Annotated in this window: 17 protein-coding genes; 16 read left to right on the top strand and 1 reads right to left on the bottom strand. The window is 28.7% G+C overall.

The features are described 5' to 3' along the window. Positions 1-4 precede the first annotated feature (4 nt). The 12 genes from AJ885_RS04800 to AJ885_RS04745 all read left to right on the top strand — a co-directional run bounded on the left by AJ885_RS04800 (position 5) and on the right by AJ885_RS04745 (position 11,382). Positions 5-385 carry a hypothetical protein gene (locus AJ885_RS04800; RefSeq protein WP_002788333.1) on the top strand — a complete coding sequence of 127 codons (381 nt, stop codon included), beginning with the start codon at positions 5-7 and terminating at the stop codon, positions 383-385. Further along, the gene (locus AJ885_RS04795) at positions 385-771 is read left to right on the top strand and encodes a terminase small subunit (protein ID WP_002861661.1); all 387 of its coding nucleotides are present in this window, start codon (positions 385-387) and stop codon (positions 769-771) included. Before AJ885_RS04800 ends, AJ885_RS04795 begins: the two co-directional genes overlap by 1 nt. Further along, on the top strand, positions 768-2,060 hold the full coding sequence (locus AJ885_RS04790; RefSeq protein WP_002873346.1) for a terminase: 1,293 nt from the start codon (positions 768-770) through the stop codon (positions 2,058-2,060). The genes AJ885_RS04795 and AJ885_RS04790 overlap by 4 nt, the downstream gene beginning before the upstream one ends. Continuing rightward, complete coding sequence (locus tag AJ885_RS04785; RefSeq protein ID WP_002781524.1) at positions 2,050-2,322, top strand: hypothetical protein; 273 nt, start codon at positions 2,050-2,052, stop codon at positions 2,320-2,322. Before AJ885_RS04790 ends, AJ885_RS04785 begins: the two co-directional genes overlap by 11 nt. Continuing rightward, a complete protein-coding gene (locus AJ885_RS04780) occupies positions 2,303-3,841 on the top strand; it encodes a hypothetical protein (RefSeq protein WP_002826750.1) in 1,539 nt (512 codons plus the stop codon). The genes AJ885_RS04785 and AJ885_RS04780 overlap by 20 nt, the downstream gene beginning before the upstream one ends. After that, positions 3,834-4,037 (top strand): hypothetical protein, encoded by a 204-nt coding sequence (locus AJ885_RS04775; RefSeq protein WP_000931940.1) that lies wholly within the window; start codon positions 3,834-3,836, stop codon positions 4,035-4,037. The genes AJ885_RS04780 and AJ885_RS04775 overlap by 8 nt, the downstream gene beginning before the upstream one ends. After that, positions 4,027-4,674, top strand: a complete 648-nt coding sequence (locus tag AJ885_RS04770; protein ID WP_070280832.1) for a hypothetical protein — start codon at positions 4,027-4,029, stop codon at positions 4,672-4,674. Before AJ885_RS04775 ends, AJ885_RS04770 begins: the two co-directional genes overlap by 11 nt. 10 nt (positions 4,675-4,684) lie before the next feature. Then, a complete protein-coding gene (locus AJ885_RS04765) occupies positions 4,685-5,065 on the top strand; it encodes a hypothetical protein (protein ID WP_070280830.1) in 381 nt (126 codons plus the stop codon). 259 nt (positions 5,066-5,324) lie between these two features. Then, the gene (locus tag AJ885_RS10655; protein WP_070280827.1) at positions 5,325-6,368 is read left to right on the top strand and encodes a hypothetical protein; all 1,044 of its coding nucleotides are present in this window, start codon (positions 5,325-5,327) and stop codon (positions 6,366-6,368) included. A 12-nt stretch (positions 6,369-6,380) separates the two neighbouring features. Further along, positions 6,381-10,202 carry a PBECR2 nuclease fold domain-containing protein gene (locus tag AJ885_RS04755; protein WP_070280826.1) on the top strand — a complete coding sequence of 1,274 codons (3,822 nt, stop codon included), beginning with the start codon at positions 6,381-6,383 and terminating at the stop codon, positions 10,200-10,202. 489 nt (positions 10,203-10,691) lie between these two features. Further along, entirely contained in the window at positions 10,692-10,919 is a 228-nt protein-coding gene (locus AJ885_RS04750; RefSeq protein ID WP_002865775.1) for a hypothetical protein, read from the top strand. Continuing rightward, positions 10,912-11,382 carry a hypothetical protein gene (locus tag AJ885_RS04745; protein ID WP_002865774.1) on the top strand — a complete coding sequence of 157 codons (471 nt, stop codon included), beginning with the start codon at positions 10,912-10,914 and terminating at the stop codon, positions 11,380-11,382. The genes AJ885_RS04750 and AJ885_RS04745 overlap by 8 nt, the downstream gene beginning before the upstream one ends. A 227-nt stretch (positions 11,383-11,609) precedes the next feature. Here the strand turns inward: AJ885_RS04745 and AJ885_RS04740 are convergent, their stop codons facing one another. Continuing rightward, a complete protein-coding gene (locus tag AJ885_RS04740; protein ID WP_002924533.1) occupies positions 11,610-12,401 on the bottom strand; it encodes a hypothetical protein in 792 nt (263 codons plus the stop codon). 149 nt (positions 12,402-12,550) lie between these two features. Here AJ885_RS04740 and AJ885_RS04735 point away from each other — a divergent pair, with 149 nt between their 5' ends. The 4 genes from AJ885_RS04735 (at position 12,551) to AJ885_RS04720 (ending at position 14,910) form a co-directional block, all read left to right on the top strand. Beyond that, the gene (locus AJ885_RS04735; protein WP_002865349.1) at positions 12,551-13,219 is read left to right on the top strand and encodes a Rha family transcriptional regulator; all 669 of its coding nucleotides are present in this window, start codon (positions 12,551-12,553) and stop codon (positions 13,217-13,219) included. Positions 13,220-13,296: 77 nt separating this feature from the next. Beyond that, a complete protein-coding gene (locus AJ885_RS04730; RefSeq protein ID WP_002875076.1) occupies positions 13,297-14,331 on the top strand; it encodes a DUF5309 family protein in 1,035 nt (344 codons plus the stop codon). Further along, entirely contained in the window at positions 14,331-14,735 is a 405-nt protein-coding gene (locus AJ885_RS04725; protein ID WP_002875078.1) for a hypothetical protein, read from the top strand. The genes AJ885_RS04730 and AJ885_RS04725 overlap by 1 nt, the downstream gene beginning before the upstream one ends. Beyond that, positions 14,716-14,910, top strand: coding sequence for a hypothetical protein (locus AJ885_RS04720; protein ID WP_002874379.1), 195 nt, complete (start codon positions 14,716-14,718; stop codon positions 14,908-14,910). The genes AJ885_RS04725 and AJ885_RS04720 overlap by 20 nt, the downstream gene beginning before the upstream one ends. Positions 14,911-14,912: the final 2 nt, after the last annotated feature.

Genomic DNA, 14,912 nt, shown 5'->3' with positions numbered 1-14,912 from the left:
TGAAATGGAAAAGTATATTTTAAAAATTGATTTAAAAAGCAACCCAGTTCCTTATAAAAGAACCACGCAAAGATCTAAATTTGCATGTAAAGATTATCTTAAATATTTAGATTTTAAAAAACTCTTGCAAATGGAGTTTAGAAGACAAAATAATATTAGCTGTTTTCAAGCCTTTGATAAGCAAAAGAAATATGAGTTTTCTTTAAAAATAGGATTTAACAGCAAAAGGCATGGCGATGGGGACAATATCGTAAAATGCGTGTTAGATGCGTTATTTGAAAACGATAAGAATGTTTTAAAAGGCGATTATGAGATTATTAGTTTTAAAAAATCTTTTTTAGACTTAGAAATCAAAGAATTTAATTTTAAAGAAGGGGTGGCTTGATGGCTAGAATGATGACAAATGGCAAAAGTATGACAAAAGAAGAGCTTGTTTCAAAAATAGAGAGTTATTTTAATGAAAGAGTTGTCTTAAAAGAAACTAAGGAGAGTATTATTTTTGCACCTAAAACAAAAGTGGGATTAGCTGTGTATTTAGGAATTACAATACAAACTTTAGGCGAGTGGGAGAAGGATAAGGATTTTGGAGAAATTGTATCTCAAGCTAAGCAAAAATGTGAAATGGATATTTTAAACCATTCCTTAATCGGCACTTATACTCCTAGCGTTAGTATGTTCTTGCTAAAAAATCAACATGGATATGTGGATAAACAAGAAGTTGTCAGCGATAACGTTCAAAAAATTGAAATTATAAGAAGTGAAATCAAATGAAATTAAAAATCGATTTTTCTTACACTCCGGCACAACTTAAAGTTTTTGATGATAAAAATCCACGCTTTATAACTGTAGCAAAGGGCAGAAGACTTGGTTTTACAAGGGGAAGTGCTAAGTTTGTTATCGAAAACTTGCTTTTAGGACAAAATGTTTTATGGGTGGATACCATACAAGCAAATTTACAAAATTATTACGAGTTATATTTTACACCTGAGTTAAAAAACTTGCCAAAAGATTTTTACTCATGGAGTGTGCAAGATAAGAAACTAATTATTAATGGAGCAGTGCTTCATATGAGAAGTGCTGAAAGAAGTGAAAATATCGAAGGTTTTGGATATGACCTTGTTATTTTAAACGAAGCAGGAATTATTTTAAAAGGCAGCAAAGGAGAATATCTTTGGTATAACGCCATACGCCCTATGTTGCTTGATAATCCTAAATCAAGAGCGATTATCGGTGGAGTTCCTAAAGGAAAAAATCTATTTTATGAACTTTGCAGAAAAGAACTCAGCGATAAAAATTGGAAACATTTTCAATTCTCAAGTTATGATAATCCATTTTTAAAAGAAGAGCAAATTAAAGAATTAATTGAAGAAGTAGGCGGAGAAGGTAGTGAAGTTGTCAAGCAAGAAATTTATGGCGAGTTTATAGATAGCTCGAGTGCTGAATTATTTTCTCTAAGTGAAATTGAAAATGCGATGAGCAAGAACTCTTTTAGCATTGAAAAAATGCAAGGCGAGAATATTTGGGGGCTTGATGTAGCAAGATATGGAGATGATAAGAGTGCTTTAGCAAAAAGAAAAGGTTTTGTAATTTATGAGATTAAAAAATACTCACAACTTGGAACTATAGAATTAGCAAACAAAATACTAGCCGAATACAATCAAAGCGAAGATAAACCAAAAGGTATTTTTATAGATACTTGCGGTCTTGGCGTTGGCGTATACGATGTCTTGTTAAATTATGGTTTGCCTGTATTTGAGGCAAATTCTGCAAATTCTGCAACCAGTAATGAATACTTAAATAAAAGAGCGCAAATGTATTTTACATTTGCTAAAAACTTAAAACACATGGAGCTTGTTAAAGATGAAGAATTAAAAAAAGATATGAGAATGATTGAATATGAGTATAGCGACAAGGGGCTTTTAAAGATAGTTTCAAAAGAACAATTAAAAAAGAACTATGATAAAAGTCCTGATGTTAGCGATGCGGTGGCATTAACTTTTTTTGAAAAACTATACAGCAGAAACAATACTAATGAAGATTGGAGTTATGATGGCTGGTGAGTTTTTAATGATCTATGATGCAATTGATGTAAACAAAATAAAAAAGCTTTCAAATTTAAGCGATGAGGCTATAAAGTCAAGTCTTGCAAATGAATTTTTAGAGCTTGTATCAGGGTTTAATAATATTTCTAAAAAGAAATTTAAAAGAGAATTTGCGGAGTTTTTATTTGAAAAAGGAGTGAATGAAAAAGATATTTTAAAAATAACAAATTTAAGCAAAACAACAATATGGAGAATTATGAATGAAAACAAAAAGAACTAATGATGAGAGAGTGTCGTTTTTAACACAACTCATTAGCGAAAGTAAAAGTGGATATGAAAATTACAAACCACACTTTAAAGAGTTGCAAGATGCTTATTTGCTTGAAAATAAGGTAATGCAAAAATTGAGAAAAAGAAATAAATCAAGTATTTACATACCAAAAATAAACGCTAAGGTAAAGTATTTAATCACTAGCTTAAATGATGTATATTTTAATAGTGAGAGAATGGCAGATATTGAAACTTACATTAATAGCGATGATACGATTATAGAGCTATGGCAGAATGCAATTGATTTTTATAGTGGTAAAATCAATATGTTTAAGATTTTTCAACCGCTTTTCTTAGATGTTTTACTTGTGGGAACAAGTATAGCTAAGGTTACTTGGCATAAGGGAATGCCACGCATTGAAAGAGTAGATATTGATAGTATATTCTTTGATCCAAATGCGTTAAATAGCGAGGATGTAGGATATATAGTCAATGAAATTTACCTAACCTATAATCAAATCCATGAAAGACAAAAGCTAGGTTTTTATAAAAAAATTGAAATTAAAAAGCTTTTTGATGAAGATGATGAGTATAAAAAAGTAAAGCTTTATGATATTTATGAAAGAAAAAACGATGATGAGTGGGTGGTTTCTACCTTATTTGAAAATAATTTACTTAGAAATGAAGTTACTTTGCAAGATGGACAGCCTTTTATCTGGGGTTCAATGCTACCACAACTTAAAAAGATAGATAACGAAAACTATGTAAGTGCTTATGGCGAGCCTATAATGGCTTCTGCTATGCCTTTGCAAGATGAAATTAATATAACTAGAAATCTTTTAATAGATGCAGTAAGAACTCATATCATGCCTAAAATAATGATGCCAAAATCAATGGGAGTAAGCAGAGAAGATATAGAAACCTTAGGAAAACCAATATATACAGACGATCCAAAGGGTGTGCAAATATTACCACCACCAAATGTAAATAGTGCGGGAATGAATTTACAGCTTTTAGAAAGCGAACTCACAGAAGTTACAGGAGTTAGTCCACAAAACAATGGAGCTCAAACTGCACAAAATGAAACAGCAACAGAAATTAGCATAAAAGCACAAGAAGGCGGAAGAAGAAGTGCTGACTATATAAGACAGTATAACGAAACTTTTATAGAGCCTTTATTTGATAGATTTGCAATGCTTGTTTTTAAGTATGGAGAAGATAGTTTTTTTAATGGTTTTCAAAGAGAGGATATACCTAGTTTTAGATTTAAAATTCAAACCGGCACAGGTGCCATGAATAAAGAAATTAGACGCGCAGGAATTCAAGCTAGTATGCAAGTTTTTTCACAATTATATCAAATGTATATGAGCATAGGCGATGCAAATTCTGCTTATGGGATTATAAATGCTAGCAAAGAACTTACTAAAGAATTATTACCAATTTTAGGTGTAAAGAATGTAAATAGTTTATTTGCTTTTGAAAACAATGAAGATATTAATCCACAAATGCAAGGAGAAGCTAATGCTTAATATTGAAATTAAAAGCGATATATCTAAAACCAAAGGAGGAAAGAAATTAATAGATTTTATCAAAGCAAAATATAGTGAATGTTTTTATATAGCAAAAAATAATGATGAGAAAGAGTTAAGGTTAAAAGCTTTAGATACTATGGCTTTTTTAGACATAATAATCAATAAAATAAAGGATGAAGAAGATGGAAAATGATGCTTTAAAAGATTTAATAAATGTCATAACAGATGATGATAAAGGACAAGTTGCTAATAATGGCGATGAACCTACGCAAGTAGAAGATAATGAACCTATGCAGGTTGATAATGAGAACGAGCCTGATTATAAGGCGATGTTTGAAGCTTATAAAAGTGAAAATGACAACAAATTAAATGCTTTAATGAGTGAGCTTGAAGTTTTAAAAAATCCAAAAAAAGAGCCAAGCGAACAAGAATTACAAAGAGAGCAGTATTTAAAAGAATTAGGACTTGATGGACTTGATGAGAAATTAAAAAGGCTTGAAGAGCTTGATAAAAAGCAAAAAGACAAAGAAGAGCAAGATGCACTAATCGCTAAATACGCACAAGTAGAAAGCGAGTTAAGAAAAGCCTATCCTGATGCGGATTTAAAGGCTATGGCAGAACTTGCAACAAAATTAAATGGTTTAGGCGAAGGTAATATTGACAGCTGGAAAACCTTGCTTAATTTGGTCGGAAAATCAAATAATGCCAAAAAAGCTGAAGATTTATCAAGTGCAAATAATAATGTAAGAACTAGTGATTTTAACGATAAGTTAAAAAAAGGCGAAGTTAGCGAGATAGATCTAGGCAAAGAATTATTAAGTTTAGTATAAAGGAGAAATTATGGATTTTATAACAGCTTTAAAAGGTGGTACAGGACTAGGCTCTAGCTTTGCAGATACTTTGATGAAAACAAGCAATTTTACTCCAAATTTAGCAAGTAGCAGCAGTGGTTTTTTAAATGGATTAAAAAATTCTTTTAGTAATTTTGGAGATTGGTTATTTAAAAGTTCTGATGCAAATAAAGTAACTAATTTTGATAGATTAGGAAATGTTTTAGGCGGTGCTGGTGCTTTATATGGTGCTTATAATCAGCAAAAGATGGCACAAAAGAATTATGAGTTACAAAAAGATGCTTATAACTTCAATAAGTATCTAGCTAATGAAGAATTAAATAGAAGAAAGAATATGGAAAATAAACTTCAAAGTGTTTGGAGTAATTAAATAGATTTGGATTTAAGGAAGCCAAAGGGAAATTATAGCTCCCCTTAAAAAAGGGGAAATCAAGTATTAATAAGCCTTGACTATAATTATACAAAGTAGTATAATTATAACTATAATTTTGGTTAGCAATTTAATCACCTCCCAACTGGGCGGTAAATTAACGCTAAAGGGTGGCGACCCTTTGGCGTTGCACCCTTTTAAAATTATACACAAACTTCCTTAAATCCTTTATTTTAAAAGAAAGAATAAAGGAAACAAAATGGCATTTTATAACCCACAAAGAGTAGTATTTAATCCTGATACAGGCGTTATACAAAACGCAGGAAAAGTCGGTGGTGTCTTATATGACATCATGAGCAAAAGTTTTGATGATAAAGTTAAAGCTAATGAGTTTCAGCAAGAGCAAGATTTAAGAAAGCAACAAATGGAATTTAATCAGGCTATGCAAAATAATCAGCTTTTGCAAAATGAATTTAATAATGCTTTAGCCTTGCAAAAATTTGACCTTGAAAGACAAAGACAAGTTCAAGATAATGCTTTAAATTGGGCTAAATATAAAGAAGATAAAGATTATAATCAAAAATATTTAGATTATTTAACTGGTAAAAATAGTAATATAGTTACTAATAAAACTAATAATAATTCAGGCTTTAGTATAGATGCTAATGGTAATTTAAGTGAACCGCAAACAATGAGAGATGTTTTTAGCAAAGAAAGTAATGGCGGGGATTTGTATCATTTTGCAAAAACCACTAAAACGCAAAATATAAATTTAAATGATATTTATGGATTTGGAGATACCGTAAATCAAAAATTAAGAAATACTCCTTTTAGTAATAGTAAAAACTTAAAACAAGAATTCGCAGATAAGCTAAAAGCTGAAATAAATTTAGCACTAGTTAATATCACAAGTGGCAGGATGAGCAATGAAGATAGGCATAGATTAGAAGAATTGGTTAAAACAGATAGTTTTTACTTCTTTGATAAGTATGCTAAACATGATATTGAAAAAGCAGTAGAAATACTATATAGAGTAAAAAATGATGCCTTAAAAAAAGAATATATGGATATTTGGAAAACAGAAAGGTATTTAAAGGATAGAGATAATATAGAAAAATATTATAGTAATATGCATAAAAAACTAGAAAATGAAAAAGCTATGATAAAAGATTTTATAAATGGTGGAAATATTTTAGCTTCTCAAGAGCAAAGAGTGCCATTAAATAAGATTCTATCACAACAACCGCAACAACAATTAAACCAAGATTTTTTACAACAAAACAATATGATTACATTTAGATAATAAGGATAAAAGATGACAATACAAATACCACAAGGTGCAAAAACAATGCAACTTTTTGATATGAATATAGATATACCAGAAGGAAAAACTTATATAGATATTGATGATAATTTTTTGCAGAATAAATATAATCAATTTATGCAAAATAATCAGCAACAAAACAATTTTAATTCACAAGAAGAATTAGCTTTAGATGGTAAGCCTATGAGTATGTATCAAGCACCACAAGTAAGCCAAAATGAGCCACAAGAACAAGGAGTATGGAGTAAAATAAATAAGGGTCTAGAAGATTTTAATAACCTTATAGATCCAAAAAGAATGATATCTGAAGGATTGGATTATCTTTCTCCAAAAGTTACAAGTGGTGAAGAAGGGGCAAGGCAAAAAATAGAAGATGCTACAAATCAGATATCAGGCGGGTTGTTGGCTAGAAATTTTACTAGCCTTGATAATGAAGAGCAAAAACAAATTTTTCAAATCGCATACGATGAAATAAAAAAATTAGGATATGAGCCATTTTTAGAAATAAATAATGGAGACTATAAATATATAGGCGTTGATAAAAATGGAAAAGAAGTTGATTTTACTCCTAGTTTTAGAAATACACTTGCTAGTACTAAAAACGAGTTAGCATTTTCTGTAGCTGGTGGATATGCCGGAAGTTTAGCAAAAACAGCAGGACAAACAATAGCCAAAAAAGCTTTAAATTATTTCGCACCATCTGCAATTGGTGCTGGAAGCGGTGCCGTATCGGATCTTCATTCACAAAGTAACAATACAGGAATTGAAGCAAGTTATATGGACTATGCTAAAAGGTTTGGAAGTGCAGCCGCAGAAGATGCCTTAGCAGGTGCTGTAGTTGGATCAGCTATAAAGGGAATAGGAAAAACATATAAAAGTGTTGGTGATTTAATAAGCAGTGTTAAAACAGGAGCACAAGCCGGTAAAGATATGATAGATGGCATGGCAGTAAAAGGTGGTAATTTAGGTAATAGGGTTATAGATAAAATCACCCAAAAAGATATCCCTGTGATAGGAAAATTTACAGATGGTGGCTTACAAAATGCAGAAACAATTTTTAATAATCTTACAAAAAATGTAGAGAATAAAAAACAAATAGATGAACTTATAGCAAAAGAAAATCCAACATACCTAGAAAATGGAAAACCTACAATAGAAATATTAAAAAACATTGTCGAGCAAGGACTTAATAAAAATAATCCACAATTTATACAAGATAGCGCTAAAAGAACAAGTGCTATTTTAAAAAATATTTCAAATGCTTTACAAGGAGTTCCCACTACTCAAAGAAGAGAAGTATTATTAAAAGCAGCACAAGCTTATCCAGAAATAGGAAGTTTTTTAGATGATGTTTTAAAGGCTGATAAGGATGCTAGTATTTCTTTTTTAAATATGATTAAAGGACAAGATGAAGTATTTAAAAATAAAACAGGTTTAAATGGTGAGTTTGATTATAAGGCTTGGCAAAAAGATAATCACGCTTATGAGAATAGAATAAAACAGGAGTATGGCAGTGCTATAAGTAAATTAGATGAGCTTAATAATGGAAAAATAGTATTAACTAGTGAAGATTTAGCAAAGCTTGAAAATTTTAAAAATAATAATTTTTTAGAGCAAGATGTAAAAAATAACATACAAAGCTATTTAGATGAAATAAAAGGAAAAGAAGTAAGTGCGGATCAAATCTTTGGATTAAGAACAGCTATAAATAAGCAATTAAACACAGGAAATAAAACATATAATACAAAACAAGCTTATGGAATAGTAAAAGAAATTTTAGATGATGCGTTGATAAGAAATGCTAGTGACAAAGTATTGGCAAAAGAAATCCTAGATAATGCAAATAAAAATTTTGCTTTAAAGGAAAATTTTAAAGAAAGTTATTTAGGTATGATGAAGCCTCAAGAAACAAAAGAAGGGCTTACCGATAGATTGGTTAAAGGGCTTAGAAATATAAATGAAGATAAGAATTTAGAAAATGCTTTTAAAGGAATGAATGAACAAGAAAGATTGGCTAATGAAACTCATGCGATGAATTCTTTATTGGAAAAACATAGGATTGAAGGTGTGGGGTATGATTTTAAATCATTAGCAAAAGATTTAGAAGATGTCAATTTTTCAAGCAAAAAAATAAAAGATGCTAAAGATGTTATTAATGCATACGCTTTGATATATAATAATAATAGAGATTTGATAATGACAGCCTTAGCAAGTAGTGGAAAAAAGACAAACTCTTCAATGGCTACAACAATACAGGGCGTTTTTGATAGAATATTAATAAGTGGTATTTTTGCTAGATTACATGCTTTAGCTCCTTTTTTAAAAAGTGCTAAAGAACAAGCATTAAGAAATCAAATATTAGATGCATTAAGACTTGCTAAAACCAATAAAGAAGTTATATCTAATCTTAAAAACATAAAAATAGCGGATAAAGAACAAAGTAGAATTTTTAAAGATGCTTTAGATAATTATATTAAAGTAGACAAAGAACAAAATAAGATATTAAAAGATGCACTAATAAAAGAAGGTGTCATTAAAGGCGACAACTTCTTCATGGATAAAGCTGATCCTAAAGACAATTCTTTAAGATTTATAGGCAAAAATGGCAAAGAGTATACTATAAATAAAGATGTTAGAAATGAATGGATGAAAACTTTCAATCTTAAAAATATCGATGATGAATATATCCCTAATATACCAAAAGAAGCAAAGATAGCTCTAAAAGATAGAGAAATAAAACTTACAAAAGGAAGTTTACTAAAGCTGATTGAAAAAGATAGAATTAAATACATACCACATATCAAAGAAACTTTAGAAAGCCCACAGGCAATCTTAAAAGATAAAGATGATTTTATTTTTATTAAAAATATAGATAATCAAACTTATTTTACAAGTATAGGTAAAGACTATGAAACGCACTTGACTATAATTAGCAATTCACCAAAGAAACAAAATAATATAAAAAATAAAATGAAAAATGCTGAAGTAGTGTATTATAATAATGCGAGAGCCTTACCGACATCTAGGGCATCTTCAGAGACAAAGCAAGTGTCGTTCTCTAACGAAAATTCTACCCAAGCTAAGCCTAAAAAAAACTTAATGGATGATATAAAAGATAATATTAAGAATAAAGAAATAGAGAAAAAGAATAAAAAAAGCGTAAAACAAAGACTTGATGAAAAAATACAAAATGATAAAAAGGCTAGTGAAGATATTCTAAAAAGATATGATAATTTTCTAAAAGAGAATAAAGATTATAATTTTGATTTTTTAGATAATATGAATTTAAATACTGTTGAATACAACTTAACTAGACAGATGATAATCAATGCCAAAGAAAGCACAAATAAAGGTGTAAAAAAAGATATTCCAAGTGCTTTAAGGGGTAAAATCGAACAAGAATTAAACATACAACCTTTAAAAGAATTTGGCGAAAATTATACAGAATATTATCACGATGGAAAAGGTGCTTTACAAAAACTACTTATTGAAAAACAAGGACAGGTAGCAGGTGCTTTTCATAGAAAAGATTTAGGGGATATTGATTTGGTTTGGGGAGATGGAAACTTTGGATTAAGTCATATTGTCAATCGAAGAGAAGAAGATTTCATTAAACAAGGGTTAAATAAAATAGAAGCAAAAAATAAAGCTTTAAATTTTATAAAAGAAATAGAAAATATTATAAATAATGGAAATGTAAAAAAAGGTAATAATAGAGCTTTTATTGATGTTAAGAATAGTAGAGTTATGGTAGCACTTGATTATAAAGGTAAAGATAAAAAGTGGATTATAACTGCATATAATTTTTATTAATATTATCGCCCCTAGCTTAGCCGATACGCACTAAAGCTAGGCTTAATACTGACACTTTAAGCGTGAGTAGTGTCAATGGCGATTATTAATTATAACATAAATTTATGTAATATTTTTTTAAAACATAAAAGATAATTTGGAATTGGGAGGAAAATAAAAATTATTGGATAATAACATCTTATAGCAAAAGATGAGCCTAACAAGGGTATCGACTCTGCTAGGAGCATTATAGCTTTTCAAGGAGATCTATTCTCTTGTAGCTCATCTTATGAAATTATAACATAAATCCATATAATATTTTTTAAATTTAAAAGATGTTGGAGATAGAAGAAAGGCTACAAGAAAATATTTGTGAAAAAATATCAAAAATACGATGTGATATTTATGCTAATTTTTAAAGTATGTTTGTTAATTTTATTTTGTTATGATTGTATTCTTAAACTTTATCTATTTTAATAGATAAATATTCAAGGCTAAAGGGGTGTGAAAATGGACTTAGAAAAGGATATCTTTGAGCTTGATATAAGTGCTTTAGTTAGAGATAGTATAGAAGAGGCTTTAGAATATGAAGAATCCAATAATATAGGAGAAAATAGTAATCACTGTGATGAGGAAACAAAAAAATATTATTTAGGTTTAGCTAATAATGATAAAGAAGCATTATTAAAAAAGAAATTTTTAATAGATGAATTTATAAAGGATAATGCGTTTGAGTGATAAAATTACGAAAAAAGATGCTTTTTTAACAAAAGAAAATATTGATCTTATAGTACAACAGATAAAAGAGTTTTGTGAATTACATAAGGAAAAGTATAAAACTAGTTATATTAAAGGTAAATATGTGAAGGATGCTCTAATTAAAACTATTAGACATTATAATAGTTTTTTAAAAGAGTTTAATTTTATATTAGGAACTGTAGATTTTTATCGTACTTATGCTTGGTTTGGTTATTTTCTAGCTTTAGAATTTCCTTATTATCAAACACGCTTTAAAATTGCAAGAACTGCAATATTCCGTATAATCAAAGAGCTTGAAGAAAAAAAAGGTATTGTTTTTACTGATGTTACTAAAATAGAGATTATAAAATTTTTACAATATGAGTTAGAAGGAAAGGGAGAGCTTGGTGTTGGAAAGAATGGACTATATCTTTTAGGTAGGATAGTTTCAACTCTTGATTGATGAATAATATTAAAATTTTTTATGATTAATCTTGTTTAGTTTGTAAAATTATAGATTGTTTAATTTTTATTTCTACCTATAGATTTAATTTTAAATTCTTTTGTATCCATGAAGCTACCTTTTTTATCTTATAAAAGGTTTTATAGATTTTAAATTTTCATCCAAAAATAGATCTTTTAAACTAATGCTATATGGTATATAGGCTTTTTCTCAAAAATGAGAAAAAACTAAAGCTTTATACTACTTTCATTTAAAATCAAAGTAAGAGATTTTCTTTCTGAAAAATTTGCAGTAGTTACTATAGTATACCCTTTTGCTTTTATTCTTTGCAAAATATATTTTGAAATATTAAATTGAGTATTTAAGAAATTTAAATGGTTTTCTGACATGGGTATTTTTCTTAAATGAGATAAAAATGGATTTTTATCATTATTTTTATTAGACTTTAAACCATTTTTAAATTCATAATCCTCATAATTGCTTTTTTGAACATCATCATGTATCATATGTTCTCTCATATTGTCATAGAAATCTTTTAAACTGCCATTATCCAATATTTGTCCTAATATTTCTTTTGGAATATCATTTAAATAAGGATTTTTTACTATTAAATTATCAATATTAAGCGGCGTGAAATAATAAGATTTTTCATAATTTAACACAAGAAATAAATTAAAAGTATTTTCGTAATAGTCAAAATAAGTATTAACTTTTACTTGATGATATTGATAACTTAGCTTTAAACAATCTTGAGGTTTTCTTAAATTTAACATTAAGTATTTTTGTTTCAAAAGTTCTCTTGTATTTTCCATCGTTGTTTTATTTATAGTTATTTTGCCTTTTACATTAGAAAATGTTTTTTCTTCTTCATATTTCTCAAGCCAAGTATCAACCCAGATGGGAATTTCTTTTGATTTCCAATTTGCAACAGAGTTATAGTTCATGCCTACCAATTTTGAAAAATCTTCCCTAGTAAGATCTAGCTGTTTTAGTCTGTTTGAAAAATCTTCATAAGTCATCTTAAATCCTATTTTAATTATAAATGTATTTTATCATATTATTTTTAATAAAAATTAAAATAATTATTGACTTATTTTAATTTTTAGTGTAAAATTAAAATAAGTTTTTAATCTATAATTAAAAACTAATCAAAACAATAAGGAAAAAAATGGAAAGGTTAGCTGTAATTAACGGCGTGGATGTAGAGTTGGAAGTGGTAGATAATGCAGTATATACCACTTCTTTAAGCGTGGCTGAAGTATTCAATAAAAACCACAAAAATATTATACGAAAAATAAATGAATTTCCAAAGGATAATTTTACTAAGCTCAATTTTGAGCCGAGTAAATATATTGATAGCACGGGTAGAGTTTTACCTTGCTACAAAATCACTCGTGATGGTTTTTCTTTGCTTGTTATGGGTTTTACAGGCGAAAAAGCTTATAAATGGAAAATCGAGTTTATTAAAGCTTTTAATGAAATGGAAAAAAGACTAAGAAATATTGAATATGAGAAGCACGATAAGTTAGCTTTTCATCAAAGCTTAGGTTATAAATCTCAATTAAAACAGCAAAAGCAAAAATACGAAAATGAGATTAAAGCTTTAAAGTATGATTTAGAACAGAGTAAAAACAATTTTAAAGATAAATTAAATTGTATATTGGCTAAAAATGGTTTATATGCCTTTGATTTTAAAACTTTTAAAAATTATGCCTTAAAGCTAGAAAAAATGTTAAAAGATTTAAAAGATGATGAAAACAAAGAGAATAAACTACTTTTAAGAATGCAAAATGATTTCTTAGAATGTTTAGAACTTTATAAAAGTGTAAATATCTAATTTATTTCAAAACACACTATTTTTGAAATAGCTATTTTTGGAAAAATCCTTAAAACTAAACTAAGGAGAATTCAAAAATGGCTTTACCTTCAATGGGACATACCTCACCCGCAACGGAAAATGTTAAGTTAAAACAATCAATATACGAAACGATTATTAAAATCGGAGCTACTGAAACACCAATTTTAAATAAAATAGGTACTTCAAAGGTTACAAATCCTTTAACTCATAGTTGGATTACTGATACTTTTGAAGAACCAAAAAAGAATGCGAATTTAGAGTTAAGCAAATTTGTAGGTGAAACAAAAAACACAGCTCAAAAAACTACAAATGCTACTCAAATATTCATTACCGAAGCCATGGTATCAAAAGCTTTATTAAAAGCAAATCAATATGGTGGTAATGAAATGGAGTATCAAATAGGCAAAAAAACCAAAGAACATAAAATGGATATGGAATATGCTTTATTTGGTCTAGGCAGAGATAGTGATGTAAAAAAATCAGTTTTCAAAGATTATGTTCAAGCACAAGAAGCAACAAGTGGAGAAATGGCTGGACTTTTTCATTATATCGCTAAAGGAAAAGATAGCTTTGCTGATGGAAAGCGTGGAAATGTATTAGCTTTTGATGAAACAGGAGATTGGAGCGGAACTGCAACAGAACTAACAGAAGATAAACTTAATCAAATTTTGCAAACCATTTGGAATAGCGGAGTTACGCCTAAAGATGTCTTTTTAGGAGCTGACTTAAAAGGAGCTATTAACAAATTTGCTACAAGAATTTTAGGCAATGAAACAAAACTAGCAGGACAAGTAGTAAGCCTTGAAACAGATTTTGGAACGGTAAATTTCCATATGCATAGATTATTAAGCCCTAAATATGGTTTGGGTGATGTTTTAATTGCTGGAGATTTTGAGTATATGAAACATGGGCTTTATATTCCTACTATGATTGAAGATGTTCCAACTGATATTACTGCAAAAGCAAAAAGATTTTATACGCAAAGCACTTTAGAAGTAAGAAATGCTGATGCTTTTGCTATAGGAGTGGGATTAACTAGTGGAAATAATGCAAAGGCTAAAGCGGTTTTAAAAGCAGCAAAAGGTGCATAATGCTTTGTGCTACGGCTAAAAAACTCATTATCGCTAAAGTTAAAAATTCTTACAAAATGATAGAAGATGATGAAGTTTTGAAAGCCTATTTTATGGAAGCATTTTATTATATTTCATCAAAATGTGTTCCTAGCGTTCTTTTAAAAAATGTAGAGCAAGGCGAAAAAGTTTTTAGGCAAGTTAGAAATAATCATTTTTTGATTATTCCTGATGAGCCTGATTTTGACAATGAAAAAGAACATTTAATGATAGATGAAACACTTAGTTTTGCTGTGATTAATTATGTTTGTTATTTGATTACAAGATGCGAAGAAAAAGACTTTCTGGCATTATGTGACAAGATAATTTATGAGTATATAGCTAATGATGGCAAGGAGCTTGATGATGAAAGAACATGGTTGTAATTGTAATTTCACAAAAAAAATTAATAGAGCTTTGAGTTATAAAGACTATGTGCAAAGTATAAATAGTGCTGATTTTATAGCTTATTTAGATGATAAAAAATGGCTTTTAGCCATGGATGATCTGCTTTTCTTTTGTGAAAAGAGAATTAAAGATAGTGATTATTATGAAGGTTAAAA

Source organism: Campylobacter sp. BCW_6464, from assembly GCF_001762775.1.
GTDB lineage: Bacteria > Campylobacterota > Campylobacteria > Campylobacterales > Campylobacteraceae > Campylobacter_D > Campylobacter_D jejuni.
Note: the sequence above shows the minus strand (reverse complement) of the source record. Positions and strands in the feature narration are given on the sequence as shown.